Here is a 13,308-nt window from a genome sequence, read left to right as displayed (position 1 = left end):
ATCAGCCGGCGGCCTGCGTCTTGGCGGCGGTGGCCAGCACGACCTGGGCGCCGTCGCGGACGCCGACGACCACGAGCTCGCTCATGTTGCCGGTCATGGCCGCGAATACCGGGCCGCTGGGCCGAAGATCGGCCGGGAGGGCGACGCTGCGCCAGGCGCCGGCGGGATCGCGGTGCAGCAGGCCAGTCTCGGTCTGGGCCCACATGCCGCCGTCGGCGGTCGGCCAGAGGGCGACGAGGCGCCCGCCCGCGGGCAGGACCTCGAGCTTCCAGCCGCCGGTCTCGTAATGCAGCAAGTGGTTGGTGAGATTGTTGGTAGCGTCGTGCAGGCCGATCGAGACGCTGTGCTTCTGGCGCGGGATGCTCTGCTGCCATTCCCAGCCGCCCTGCGGCAGCGGGATCGAGTTGGTCTGGACGCAGGCCTCGTCGGCGCAGGCGATCTGGACGTGATAGGCGCCGTCGTTCGAGAGGACGTAGAGGTCGCCGGCCTTGCTCTCGACGAAGTCGGAGATCGAGCCGCGCACGACGGGCAGGGCGGGATCGGGGGTGCCGTTGCCGGCGACGCGCACGAGGCTGCCGTCGAGGACGGCGAGGAAGCCGACGTTCCAGCTCTTGCGCAGGGGGCCGAGGTGGTCGGTCTCGACCCATTGATCGGCGCCGAGTGATTGCGGGACCCACCGGCTCTGGCCGCGCAATCGATGCAGTCGCAGTCGCGGTATTGCGGCGCGGTCGCGGGTATGGCCGGTCTCTACGGCCCAGGTCTCGTCGGGCCAGTGACCGCTCGGCTTGCCAGGCGGGGCAGGGACGGCGACGGGACCCCACGCGCCGCCGGCGTCGAGGGTGAAGAAATTCGGGGCCTCGCCGGCGAGCACGCCGGTGGCGAAGTACTGGAAGCCGCCGGCGACGGTGCCGGCGGACAGGGTGACGACGTCGCGCCAATTGGCGGTGTGCTCGGCCGCGACGATCGGGGCGGCGACGAGGGCGATCGGGGCGGTGGGTGCCGGCGCGGCGGATGGATCGAGCGCAGGATCGGCGGCGGGGGCGTCCGGATCGGGATCGGCGAGCGAGGGCAGGGCAGGGTCGGTCGGAGGCGTCGGCTCGGCGGCGGCCACCGGGGGCGTCGCGGGCTCGGACGGGGTCGCGGGCGCGGGCGGAGCGGCGGGCGCAGGCGTGGCGGTCGCGGGCGCGGGCGGGGCCGCAGGAGCGGTCGGTGGGGCTGCGGGCGCGGGGGCGGCCTCGGCGGTGGGGCGCGCGGCGGTGGGAGGATTGGCGGTGCACGCGGCGGCGAGACACGCGAGGAGAATGGAGGCACGGTAGGTCGTGATCATCATCGGCTCGCAGGCGTGATTGGTGGCAGGCGCCCCTCGGCGAGGCGAATGGTATCAGCGATCGTCGAGGCTTCGGGGCGGTCGGGATCGCGCGCGTCGACGCGTTCGAGGTCGACTCGCCACACCAGCTCGGCGGCGGGGGCAGGCGCGTCGGAACGCAGGTCGAGGCGCACGCGGGCGGCCCCGTGGACGCGGTCGTCGACGACGGGGAGGGTGGCGGCGTGGCGCAGGCGGCCGTCGGGGTGATGCCGCGGGACGAAGTGGCGCGCGAGGTAGCGGACGCCGCGGGCGAGCTCGCGGCCGTCGACGTCGACGAGCTCGGCGTGGACCGCGAGGCGGCGGAAGAGATCGCCGGTCGGGAAGGCGTGGCCGACGTCGCGGGTGCGCAGCTCGAGCTCGAGGGCGTCGCCGTCGCGGCGGGCGACGACTGCGAGGGCCCGCTGCATGGCCGAAGGATCGCGGGTGGAGGCGAAGTCGTGGGCCGCCGCCGGCATGTGACAGTCAGCGCAGCTGCGATCGGCGTGCGCGGAGGCGCGGTGCTCTCGCAGGGTGGTCTGCATCATGGTGCCGGGGACGCGGCCGCTGTCGGCGGGGAAGTCGAACTCGTGGCAGCGCGCGCAGGTGCGGGTGGCGAAGGCCGGGTCGCGCCGGAGCAGGTGCGGGGCGTCGCTGCCGGTGCGGCTCGCCGCGGTGACGAGGGTCGCAGGACCGCCGTGACAGGCGAGACAGCCGACGCCGAGCGCCTCGGCCTCACCGGCGGGCAAGCGGGCGTGCTCGGGGGCGTGACACTCGCGGCAGAACGGGGTCGGCTCGCGTTCGTAGGCGTGCTGGAAGTCGGAGTTGGTGAAGGCGGCGTGGTGACGCGAGCGCGCCCAGGCGTCGGCGATCTCGACGTGGCAGGCGGCGCACTCGTCCTCGCGCGGGAGCCAGGCGGCGGCGACGGGGCGCGGGGGCTCGTCCCGGCGATCGCTGCAGGCCGGCAGCAGCGCGGCGAGCAGGACGAGGTGCGCGCGACGATCCACGGCGGCGACGATAACGGGGCCGCCGGTGGGCGTTCAAGCCGTTGGCAGCGCGGACGGGAGCGAGCGCGTGCGCGAGGACGAGTCTCCGGCGGGGTTCTCGTCGACCGTGCGAGCCGTGAAAGAAATGGGCGGTCCTCGTTCGATAAGGAATGAGGGGCGCCGGTCCGCAGCGCGAGGCGCTCGCGCTCCGCGGCGCTACAGCGGCGGCGCGGTGGAGCTCGGGGCTGGACAGGGCGGGGCGTTGCCGGCCACCGCGTCTTCGGTCGAGAGCGGCAGCTCGACGCAGAACGTCGAGCCCCGACCGACCTCGCTCGACAGGCGGACGCGCCCGCCGTGCGCCTCGACGATCGAGCGCGTGATGTAGAGGCCGAGGCCGAGCCCCCCGTAGTGCCGCGACGAGACGCCGCGGCGGAATCGCTCGAAGAGCTGGGCCTGCACCTCGGTCGAGATGCCGATCCCGTGGTCCGTGACGGACAGCCGGGCGACCCCGGCTTCCGCGCTGACCGCGATCTCGATCGGCCGCTGTTCCCCGAACTTGAGCGCGTTGGCGATGAGGTTGGTGACGACCTGCTCCAGGCGGTACGGGTCCCACTGGCCGACGACCGGCTGCTCCGCGCGCATGATGAGGGTGCTGCCCGACTGCGCGAACTGATCGTCGAACTGGGCGGCGGTCTCGGCGACGAGCTGGCGCAGATCGACGGGCACGCGGTTCAGCTCGAGCCTCCCGGCCTGGATCCGCGAGACGTCGAGGAGCATGTCGACGAGGTCGGCGAGGCGCTGGATCTGGCGGCTGGAGAGGACGACGACCGAACGGACGCGCTCGACGTCGAGGCCCCGCGCGAGCCGCTTCTCCAGTGATTCGACGGCGAGCTGCAGGCTGGTGAGCGGGGTGCGGAGCTCGTGCGAGGCGATCGAGATGAAGTCGTCCCGCTGGCGGACGGCCTCCTCCGCCGCCGCCCGCGCGCGCCGCTCGTCCATGAGGAGTTGATCGCGCTGCCGCTCGGCGTGCACGCGCGCGGTGACGTCGCGGAAGCTCCAGACCCGCCCGACCACGCGCTCGCCGAGGCGCTGCGGCTGCGAGTAACGCTCGAAGACCCGCCCGTCGGTGAACGAGATGCTGGTGATACAGGTCTCCTCGGGCGTGGTGTAGAGGGCCTCGGAGCTGCGCAAGAAGCCCGCCGGATCGCACAGCTGATCGCAGACGTACTTGCGGCACGCCTCGGCGGAGCCGGTGGCGAGGAGCTCGGCGGGGAGGTGCCACATCTCCGCGAACCTGCGGTTGTAGCGGATGATGCGTTGCGAGGGGTCGACGACGAGGATGCCGTCCGCGGTCGATTCGAGCGTGGCCTCGAGGAGCGAGTAGGAGCGGCGCAGGACCTCCTCGGCGCGCTTGCGGGCGGTGACGTCGGTCGAGATCCCGCAGACGCCGTCGGGCTTGCCGGTGGGATCGCGGAGCGGGAACTTGAGGGAGATGTACGTGCGTACGCCGTCGTCCCGCGGCGCGACCTCCTCGATCTCCATCAGCCGGTTCTGCGCCATCACCCGCAGATCGTTGGCGCGATAGACGTCGGCGTGCACGCGCGGGAAGAGCTCGTGGTCGGTCTTGCCGATCACATCCCTGCGGCGGAGGTGGAACAGCTCCTCGAAGCCGCGGTTGACGAGCATGTAGCGGCCGGCCCGGTCCTTGGCGAACACGACGGCGGTGGTGTTGTCGACGATGGACTGGAGGAGCGCCTGGTTGTCGCGCAAGACCGCCTCCGCGTGCCGGCGCTCCGCGTTCTCCTGCTGCAGGTCGGCGTAGAGGCGCGCGTTCTCGATGGAGATGGCCGCCTGGGCCGAGAGCAGGCGGAGCAGCTCGACGCGGTCGGGGGTGAAGGCGGAGCGGGCGAGGTCGTTCTCGAGGTAGAGGACGCCGATAAGGCGGCCCTTGCAGACGATCGGGGCGGCGAGCGAGGAGCGCGGCGCGGCGCGGGCGAAGCAGGGGTCGCGCCCGAAGGGCCCGTCGATGGCGCGATCGTCGAGGAGGACGGTCTCGCGGGTCCGCGCCACGTAGGTGAGGACGCTGCGCGGCAGGTCCGGGCGACCGTCGAGGGGCGCGGCGCCGAGGACGTGGACGGCCGCCTCGCCGATGCGATGCTCGGCCTCGACGACGAGCCGTTCGTCGCGCGACAGCAGCAGCACGCCGCGTCGCGCGCCGGCGTTCTCGACCAGGATCCGCATGAGGGCGTCGAGCAGGCGGTCGAGGACGATCTCGCCGGAGATGGCCTGCGAGGCCTTGAGCACCGAGCCGATGTCGAGGGCGGGCGCGGCGAGGGGCTCGCCGGGGATGAGGTCGGGGTACGAGCGTTCGAGGCGGCGCATCGCCTCGGTCGCGCCCCAGCGCCCGTAGGCGCGGTGGGCCTCGGTGAGGTAGGCGCGGGCGATGGTGGTCTTGCCGAGGGCGCGGAAGGACAGGCCGGCGAGCTCGTTGGCCAGCGCCTCGTCGTGGAGGTAGCCGCCGCGCTGGGCGAGGGCGATGGCCTCGTCGTAGCGATCGCCCGCGGCGCGCGCGTCGCCGCGGACGCGCAGCAGCTCGGCGCTCAGCAGGGCGCTGCGGTGCGCCAGGTTGTCCGGGCAGAGCTCGGCCCAGCGCGCGAGGCTGGCGGCGAACGCCTCGGCGCGGGCGAGGAAGCGGGCGCGCTCGTCCGGGGCGACCACGTCCGCGGCCTGGGTGAGCGCGACGCCGCCGTAGAAGTGGAACCCGGGGTTGCCGTGCCAGGCCGCCACCGCCGGGATCTCGAGGTTGAGCGCGAGCGCGATGCGGGCCGCGGCCTCGAAGGCGCCCTGGAAGACGTCGAGGACCACGATGTAGAAGCGGGCGAAGACGAGGGACGCCTGGTTGTCGATCCGGCGCGCCTCCTCCACGACCTCGTCGATGTCGATCCACTCGCCCTTGAGCGCGGCGGGGCACGCGGTCGCGACCGAGAGCTGATGCGCGAGCTGTCCGACGGCGCCGACGATCCAGGTGATGGTGTTGAACTCGTCGAGCTTGCAGACCGACTGCAGGCTCCTCGCCTCGGCGATCAGGTCGGACAGCGGGAGGCCGCGCAGGAGGCTGTTCGTGATCAGGTTGACCGTGTTGTAGAAGGCCCAGATGTACTGGCCGGTCTCGAGGCCGGCGTGCATGCCGACCAGCAGCGGCTCCCTGCAGGCGGCGTAGCCCTCCTGCCACGGCTGGATGAAGGCGCCCCACATGTTGCAGAGCATCGACTCGGAGCCCTTGTCCGGGTAGCGCTCGGGGAGGGCGACGGCCGTGCGTCCGACGCGGACGCCGAGCTCGATGTCCCCGCGCGCGCACAGCAGCATCCCGAAGAACACGCAGGCGTGGAGGGCTGTCTGCGACAGGCCGTGGCGGAGCGTGTTCTCGAGCGCCTTGGCGACGGTGATGCCGAAGTTGCGGGTGGCCAGGAAGTAGCAGGGGACGAACAGCTCCTGCAGGACGTCCTGGAGGGCGCCGACCTCGGGGTCCCGCAGCGGCGGCAGGCCCAGCAGCGCCTCGATCGTCCGCTCGCGGACCAGATCCATCGTCGCGCCGACCTGGGCGTCGAGCGCGGCCTGGTCGGGGAACGGCGGCAGGTCGATGCCGAACGGGCGCAGGGCGGCGAGCCCCTCGGCGAGCGCGGCGGGCAGGTCGTTCTTGAGGACCTGCACCTTCATCTTGAGCCGCAGGACGTCGGTGCGCTCGAGCCGGCTCGCGGTCCGCTCGAGAGAATCCGAGAGGACGGCGAGGGCGTCGTCGTGCCGGCCGCAGAGCGAGAGCATGAGCGCGGTCCGCTTGGCGTACTCGAGGCGGAGCGGGTGCTGGGAGGTCCAGGCGTCGGGCGGGAGGCGCAGGAGGCCGGACTGCAGGTAGCGCAGGGCGGCGCCGAAGGCGGCGGCGTCCTCGGCCCGGCGCGCGGCCTCGAGGCTCCTGCGCGCCAGGAGCAGGCGCTCGGCGGGGTCCGACACGAGGTCGCCGGCGCTGTTCAGGTGGCCGACGACGTCGAACAGGCTCTGGCTGTCCGAGAGGTCGAGCTTGTCCGCGAGCAGCCGGCCGATCCGGAGGTGGAAGCCGGGTCGGTCCGCCTCCGGGACCATCGCGTAGGCGCCCTCCTGGACCTTGTCGTGGGCGAAGCGGTAGCCGTCGCGGCCGGCGATCACGAGGCCCTCGCCGACGGCGGGATCGAGGCGGGCGCACGCGTCCGCCGGCGAGCACTCGCTGACCGCGGCGAGCACGTCGAGGTCGAAGCGGTGGCCGATCGCCGCGGCGAGCTCGAGCGCCTGGACCGTCGCCGGGGGCAGGCGCGCGATGGTGCGGACCATGAGGTCGACGACGTTGTCGGTGTACCCGAGCGCGTCGATGGCGGCGAGGTCCCAGCGCCAGCCCGAGCCGGCGGCGTAGGCGAGGACGCCGTGGTCGTACAGCGAGCGGACGAACTCCTGGACGAAGAACGGGTTGCCGCCGGTCCGGGTCAGCACCGCGTCGGCGAGCGGGCCGACGTCGCTGCGCCTCAGGCTGTCCGAGAGCATCTCGATCAGCTGCGGGCGCGCGAGCGGGGCGAGGACGATGTTGCGCACGCAGACCCCGACGTCCCGCAGCGCCAGGAGGAACGGGTGCCCGGGCGAGACCTCGTTGTCGCGATACGCGCCGCAGAAGAACAGCGCCTCGAGCGAGTCGTCGGCGAGGAGGTCGCGCAGCAGGCCGAGGCTGGCGGCGTCGATCCACTGCAGGTCGTCGAGGAACAGCACGAGCGGGTGAGCGCGGCGGGCGAACACGGCGACGAAGCGCAGGAAGCACCGCTTCAGGCGGTTCTGCGCCTCGATCGGGCCGAGCGCGGGGACCGGCGGCTGGGCGCCGATCACGTGCGAGAGCGACGGGACGACGTCGCAGACGACCTGCGCGTTGGCGCCGAGCGCCTCGAGGATCGCGCGGCGCCAGCCGAGGACGCGGGCCTCGCTCTCGGCGAGGATCTGCCGCACGAGGTCGTCGAAGGCCTGGATCACCCCGCTGTAGGGCATGTCGCGGTGGTGTTGGTCGTACTTGCCGCCGGTGAAGTAGCCCTTCTGGCGCGCGAGCGGCTTCAAGACCTCGTGCACGAGCGCGGACTTGCCGATCCCCGAGTAGCCGGAGACGAGGACGAGCTCGCGGCTGCCCGCGAGCGAGCGCTCGAAGGCGGCGGTGAGCGCCTCGATGTCGTGCTCGCGGCCGTAGAGCTTCGGGTGGATCCGGAACAGATCCTGGCGATCGCGCTGGCCGGCGACGAAGGGCTCGATCGTCCCCGTGCTGCGCAGCGCGTCGCGGCAGCGCTCGAGGTCGGCGAGCAAGCCCTCGGCGCTCTGATAGCGGTCCTCGGCGTTCTTGGCGAGCAGCTTGAGAACGATGCCGGAGACGGCCTCGGGGATCGTCGAATCGACCCGAGTCAGCGGCGTGGGGGCGAGGGCGAGGTGGGCGTGGATGAGCTCCATCGGGTCCAGCGCCTCGAAGGGGCGCCTGCCGGTGAGCGCCTGGTAGACGAGGACGCCGAGCGCGTAGAAGTCGGTCCGGTAGTCGACGCCGCGGTTCATGCGGCCGGTCTGCTCGGGCGAGACGTAGGGCAGGACGTCGCCGAGCACCGCCGGGGCGTAGAGCTGCTCGTGGGCGCGGGTGAGCTCGGCGTCGACGCCGAAGCCCGTGATCTTCACCGCGCCGCGGGCGCCGACGAGGACGTTCTGCGGGCGCAGGTCGCGGTGGATGAGCCCCGCCGCGTGCACGGCGGCGAGGCCCTCGGCGAGGGCGACGGCCAGATCGAGGGCCTCGAGGAGGGACAAGCGGTGGGACGGGCGCGCGGCGAGGAGCTGGGCCAGATCGGTGCCCGAGAAGTCCTCGAGGACGACGATCGAGGCGCCGGCGAGCTCCTCGACGCCGTACGCTGCGACGAGGCGAGGCGAGGCGAGGCGAGCGATGCGCTCGTACTCGTGCTTGAAGCGCGCGACCTCGGCGCCGGTCGAGCCCTCCGTGCGCAAGAACTTCAGCAAGACCGCCGCGCCGTCGCTGTCGCGGCGCGCACGATAGACGGTGAACGTGGCCGTTTCCTCGATCTTCTCGCGGAGCGCGTAGCCTCTCACGGCGCTCATCGAAGGCCTTGCTCGCATGCCCGTACTCATGCGTCGAGGTCCAGGAGGAGGCGGGGCCCGGGCCCTCTCCCCGCCTGCCGCAGATGACTGTCGGGTCCGCTCGGCGCGGACACACCCATCCTCAGCGTACTCAGGGTAGACACGCCGCTTCGCCTCGCAGCTAAAGATTTAGACAATTCGCGCCCGCGGACGCGGGGCTCCCCCGGGAGCGGCCATCGCTGCGGCCGCGGCTGCTCAGGCCGTGGATGGAGCGCGTGGCGGCGTCCCTGGCCGAAGAGGCAGGTCCGGCCGCGTTGGAGCTGCGGTCGCACGCGGCGGGGCTGGTGGTGCCGGCGGGGGCCTGCTGGCGGTATGGATGGCTGATGGGACATGTCAATATGGGCATGTTTTATAGAACATGGCTTCGAGAGCATGTCCGAGGCGACATGCCAGAGGCGACGTTCATGCCGGCGATCCGCCGGTGAGCAGGCGGTCCAGCGAGCCCGGTCCGGGCAGGGCGATCCAGCCCTCCTCGCGCGCCTGCGGCAGGTCCTCGTCGCGCGGGCGCGCAGTCAGGCCGAGAGCGGCGGCACGGGCGACCAGGGCGGCGAGCAAGGCGTCGAGGCAATCGTCGCTGGCCTCGCAGCGGGCGCGCAGCGGGGCCGGGAGATCGAGCCACGGAGCGGCGCGCTTCAGCGCGTCCAGCAGGGCGAGGCGGGTCGGCAGGCGATCGCCCTTGTAGCTGGCGACCGGCAGGCCCCAGCCCGGCAGGGCCGCCGCAGGGTAGACCTCGTAGACACGGCCGTCGCCGGCGCGGTCGCGGACGCCGAGGCGGGTCAGCAGCGCGGCGCAGCGCATGGCCGGGACGCCGATCAGGTCCGACGAGACCGACAGCGGCCAGCGACCGGTGCGGGCCCGTACGTGATGATCGGTGAGGCGGAAGCGCAGGGCGTCGCGGTGCGGGTCGGACCACCGGGTCGGCGGCACCCCGCTGCCGTGATGGGCCGCCACGAACTCGAGGAAGCGGCGCGGCCAGCCGAACGGCGCGTCGATGCCGAGCGCGCCGGCCTCTGCCGCGAGCGCGACGATCTCGTCGTCGTCGGCGCCGCGGCGCACGTCCGCGACGACGGCCTTGCCGGCGTCCCAGACGATCCGCGCGACGCCGGTCTTGGGCGGCTGGCTGGCGAGATCGACGCCGAGAGTGAGCACCGCACCAGGCTACCACGGCGAGGTGGCGACTCCGCGATGGTGCGAGCGGGCAGACGCCGATGGGAATGGGAGCCCGTGTGGTCGTTCCTCCGCCGACTGCCCGGGCGATGTGCGGCTCGCCGACGCCCGCCGTCACAGCGCGGCGAAGAAGCTCCAGATCGCGCCCCCGGCCCAGTCGGGCCAGCCGTGGCCGCCGAGGTCGGGCTCGTCGTGCTGGCACCAATGCACGGGGAAGCCGGCCTCGCAATCGTCATAGGCGACGCAGGGGGCGGGGTCGACGGGGGCGCTGGTGTCACCGCAGGAATTGGCGGACGACCAGTGGTCGCGCGCGCCCTCGCCCTGCGAGAAGGGGACTGTGGTGTCGCCGGTGCCGTGGGCGAGCCAGGCGGCGACCTGGCCGGTGCATGCGCCGAACGGGCCGCCGCCGGCGACGGGGGCGATCGCGCGGACGATGCCGCCGCGGGCGCAGCCGAGCGTGTTCGACATGTAGCCGCCGAAGCTGTGGCCGGTGCTGAAGACGCGCGCGGCGTCGATGCAGAGCCGGCCCGAGACGTCGGCGAGGATGGCGTCGAAGAGGGCGACGTCTTCGTTGGCGGGGTCGAGGTCCCAGCCGGTCTGGCCGCCCATGTCGGCGAGCGGGAGGCCGTCCGGATAGACGAAGATCGCCTGGCCGGCGCTGGCCTCCTCGACCTTGAAGTACAGCCGCGCGAGCTCGCCGTTGCCGCCGCGGCCGTGCCAGGCGAACACCAGCGGATAGGCGGTGTCGGGGTCGTAGTCGGCGGGGATGACGAGGTCGTAGTCGCGCTGCACGCCGGCGACGTCGAGGGTCTGCGCCATGACGCCGGTGAACGGCGGCGGCTGGCCGCACGGGCCTGCGGGCGGGGAGGTGGTGACCGGCGGCTCGTCGGTGGTGGTGCCGGGGGTGAGGCCGGTGGTGACGGGCGGCTCGTCGGTGGTGGTGGCGGGGCCGTCGGTGGTGGTCGGGTCTTTGGGACCTGTGCTCGTGGACATGTCCGTGGAGACATGCGTGGCGCTGCCGTCGGTCAGGGCGCTGTCGTCGGCGGCGGTGGAGCAGGCGACGAGGGGCAGGACGACGAGCGCGAGGCGGGCGTGCATGGCAGGACGGTAGCGCGGGCGCAGGCGCGGGCGCCACGGGGCGGCGCAGGTCCACGGACGCGGCCCGCGGACCGCAGGCTGCATCGTGGCGGCGGGGCCCGAGCACGACCCTGCCGCTCACTGCGGAGGCGCGTGAGGTCGTGCGGCAGATCTGGCTGAAAGGTCAGGTCTCGGCGGGCCTCGGTCGGGCATTATCGCGCCGGGAGCGTGCGGAAACATGGATTGCGCGGGGCGAGGCGGTCTTCCATATTGCAACTCGCAGTTGCGGTCTGCCGCGATGTCGTCCGTCGCCAAGAGCTCGCCGAGGAACTCGGCTCGACGCCTGCTGCGGCGAGGCGCGGCGACGATCCGTCGGCGCAGCTGCGGGCGAACCATGGAAGGACGTGAATCATGGCATCCGTGAAGGCGGTCCTCGGCGAGGCGGTCGCGAAGTTGTTGTTCCCCGAATGGACGATCGCGGCGGCGCGGCAGGTGTCGCCGCATTTCCGCCGGATCGAGCTGACCGGCGAGGCGCTGCGCAAGCAGTACGGCGCGGGCGACAAGGTGCAGGTGATGATCTCGGGCGCCGGGCCGCGCACGTATACGCCCTTCGCGCACGAGCCGGAGCGCGCGGCGGTGTCGCTGCTGGTGTATCTGCACGGCGAGGAGCCGGGGGCGCAGTGGGGCCGCGAGGCGGCGGTGGGCGACCGGGTGCGGGTGTTCGGGCCGCGCGGGTCGCTGCCGTTCCCGTCGCTGACGGGGCCGGTGGTGCTGTTCGGCGACGAGACGTCGTTCGCGGCCGCGCGCGCGCTCCGGGAGCTGCGCGGGCCGGCGGCGCCGCTGTCGTTCGTGTTCGAGGTGACCGATCCGGCCGAGTCGGAGGCGGTGCTGGCGGAGCTCGAGGTCGGGCCGCGGACGCTGGTGCGGCGCGGGGAGGGCCACCTGCTCGAGGTCGAGCGCGAGCTGCGAGCGGCCCTGGGCCGCCACGCGGGCGCCGATCTGGTGCTATGCGGGAATGCGCGGTCGATCCAGTCGCTGCGGGCGGCGCTCAAGGCCGCACCCGCGCCGCACGCCCGCCAAAAGGTGAAGGCCTACTGGTCGCCGGGCAAGCGCGGGCTCGATTGAGCTGATTTCATATCGCGAGGAGTCGATTCGTCATGCGCCTGTCGTGGAGAGCGAAGCCCCTCGAGATCGAGGTGGACCTGACGTCGCCGGCGTTCCGCGCGGACCCATATCCGACGTACGCGCGCCTGCGCCGCGAGCGGCCGCTGGCCCGGGCGGTCGACGCGTTCGGCGGCGAGGTGTGGGCGGTGTCGCGTTATTCGGACGTGAGCGAATGGCTCCGTGACCCGCGGCTGCTCTGCAATCAACGCACCGCGAGCGGCAAGTCCGACATGGATCGCTGGTACGTGCCGAAGATCATGCGCGCGTTCGGCGAGACGATGCTGAGCCAGGACGACGAGGGCCACCGCCGCCTGCGCGGGCTGGTCCACAAGGCGTTCACGCCCCGCATGGTCGAGAACCTGACGCGCCGCGTGGAACAGCTGGTCGACGAGCTGCTGACCCGCGCGGCGGCCCGCGGCCAGTTCGACCTGATCGCCGACTTCGCGCTGCCGCTGCCGCTGACGATCATCTCGGAGATGATGGGGGTGCCCGACGACCGCGACCGCCACCGCTTCCACGGCTGGATCGCGGGGATCCTCGAGGGCGGCGATCCGTCGCCGGTGAACGTGCTGAAGCAGCTGCCGGAGATGATCCAGCTGGCGCGCTTTTTCAACAAGCTGGTGGCGATGCACAAGCTGTCTCCGCGCGACAACCTGACGACGGCGCTGATCGGGGCGCGCGAGAAAGACGACAAGCTGAGCGACGCCGAGCTGACGGCGATGCTGTTCGTGCTGCTGCTCGCGGGCCACGAGACGACGGTGAACCTGATCGGCAACGGGACGCTGGCGCTGCTCGAGCACCCGGAACAGCTGGCGCTGCTGCGCGCGCAGCCGGAGCTGGGGCCGTCGGCGGTGGAGGAATTGCTGCGGTTCACGAATCCGGTGCAGATGCCGAGCCCGCGGTTCGCCGGCGAAGACATCACGCTGCACGGCCGGACGATCCCCCGCGGGGCCCGCGTGACGGCGCTGATCGGGTCGGCGAACCGCGACGAGGAGGCGTTCCCGCGCGCGGACGAGCTCGACCTGCGGCGCACTCCCAACCGCCACGTGGCGTTCGGCCACGGGGTGCACTACTGCGTGGGGGCGCCGCTGGCGAGGCTCGAGGGACGCATCGCGCTCGATGCGTTGCTGCAGCGGTTCCCGCGGCTGCGGCTGGCGGTGCCGCGCGAGCAGCTGAAGTGGCGGAAGACGTCGGTGCTGCGCGGGCTCGAGGCGCTGCCGGTGCGGGTCGATTGAGTCGAGGCCTGAAACTCGCGGGCTCGCAGCGCGACGACCGATGTGCGCATGGGACGTCGCACGGCGCGGCCGGGCCCCGGATGAGACGCGGCGAAGGTCGCGAGGCCGGTGTCCGGGGCGCCCTGTGCCCTCAAACAGGTGCTCG

The 13,308-nt window shown here is 72.9% G+C and carries 7 protein-coding genes; 2 read left to right on the top strand and 5 right to left on the bottom strand.

Annotated features, from left to right (window positions below; all coding sequences use genetic code 11):
• Position 1: 1 nt before the first annotated feature.
• From O0S08_RS27080 to O0S08_RS27060, 5 genes are all read right to left on the bottom strand, one after another.
• Positions 2-1,330, bottom strand: a complete 1,329-nt coding sequence (locus tag O0S08_RS27080; protein WP_269032184.1) for a hypothetical protein — start codon at positions 1,328-1,330, stop codon at positions 2-4.
• Positions 1,327-2,349 carry a multiheme c-type cytochrome gene (locus O0S08_RS27075; protein WP_269032183.1) on the bottom strand — a complete coding sequence of 341 codons (1,023 nt, stop codon included), beginning with the start codon at positions 2,347-2,349 and terminating at the stop codon, positions 1,327-1,329. Before O0S08_RS27075 ends, O0S08_RS27080 begins: the two co-directional genes overlap by 4 nt.
• 195 nt (positions 2,350-2,544) lie before the next feature.
• On the bottom strand, positions 2,545-8,481 hold the full coding sequence (locus tag O0S08_RS27070) for an AAA family ATPase (RefSeq protein WP_269032182.1): 5,937 nt from the start codon (positions 8,479-8,481) through the stop codon (positions 2,545-2,547).
• A gap of 441 nt (positions 8,482-8,922) precedes the next feature.
• Positions 8,923-9,669 carry a DUF429 domain-containing protein gene (locus O0S08_RS27065; protein ID WP_269032181.1) on the bottom strand — a complete coding sequence of 249 codons (747 nt, stop codon included), beginning with the start codon at positions 9,667-9,669 and terminating at the stop codon, positions 8,923-8,925.
• 132 nt (positions 9,670-9,801) lie between these two features.
• Complete coding sequence (locus O0S08_RS27060; protein WP_269032180.1) at positions 9,802-10,785, bottom strand: CE1 family esterase; 984 nt, start codon at positions 10,783-10,785, stop codon at positions 9,802-9,804.
• 390 nt (positions 10,786-11,175) lie between these two features.
• On the opposite strand from O0S08_RS27060, the gene O0S08_RS27055 reads away from it, so the two are divergent.
• Together O0S08_RS27055 and O0S08_RS27050 are read left to right on the top strand one after the other, a co-directional pair.
• Complete coding sequence (locus tag O0S08_RS27055) at positions 11,176-11,889, top strand: siderophore-interacting protein (RefSeq protein ID WP_269032179.1); 714 nt, start codon at positions 11,176-11,178, stop codon at positions 11,887-11,889.
• 32 nt (positions 11,890-11,921) lie between these two features.
• Positions 11,922-13,163 (top strand): cytochrome P450 family protein, encoded by a 1,242-nt coding sequence (locus tag O0S08_RS27050; RefSeq protein WP_269032178.1) that lies wholly within the window; start codon positions 11,922-11,924, stop codon positions 13,161-13,163.
• The last annotated feature ends 145 nt before the right edge of the window (positions 13,164-13,308 follow it).

Origin of the sequence: Nannocystis punicea, assembly GCF_026965555.1 — a bacterium.
In the GTDB taxonomy this organism is placed as follows: Bacteria; Myxococcota_A; Polyangia; order Nannocystales; family Nannocystaceae; genus Nannocystis; species Nannocystis punicea.
Note: the sequence above shows the minus strand (reverse complement) of the source record. Positions and strands in the feature narration are given on the sequence as shown.

What these genes read in the sequence shown, in the direction of transcription:
- O0S08_RS27055 (WP_269032179.1), top strand. Translation starts at nt 11,176, where the DNA reads ATGGCATCCGTGAAGGCGGTCCTCGGCGAGGCGGTCGCGAAGTTGTTG.
- O0S08_RS27060 (WP_269032180.1), bottom strand. Translation starts at nt 10,785, where the DNA reads ATGCACGCCCGCCTCGCGCTCGTCGTCCTGCCCCTCGTCGCCTGCTCC.
- O0S08_RS27080 (WP_269032184.1), bottom strand. Translation starts at nt 1,330, where the DNA reads ATGATGATCACGACCTACCGTGCCTCCATTCTCCTCGCGTGTCTCGCC.
- O0S08_RS27050 (WP_269032178.1), top strand. Translation starts at nt 11,922, where the DNA reads ATGCGCCTGTCGTGGAGAGCGAAGCCCCTCGAGATCGAGGTGGACCTG.
- O0S08_RS27070 (WP_269032182.1), bottom strand. Translation starts at nt 8,481, where the DNA reads ATGAGCGCCGTGAGAGGCTACGCGCTCCGCGAGAAGATCGAGGAAACG.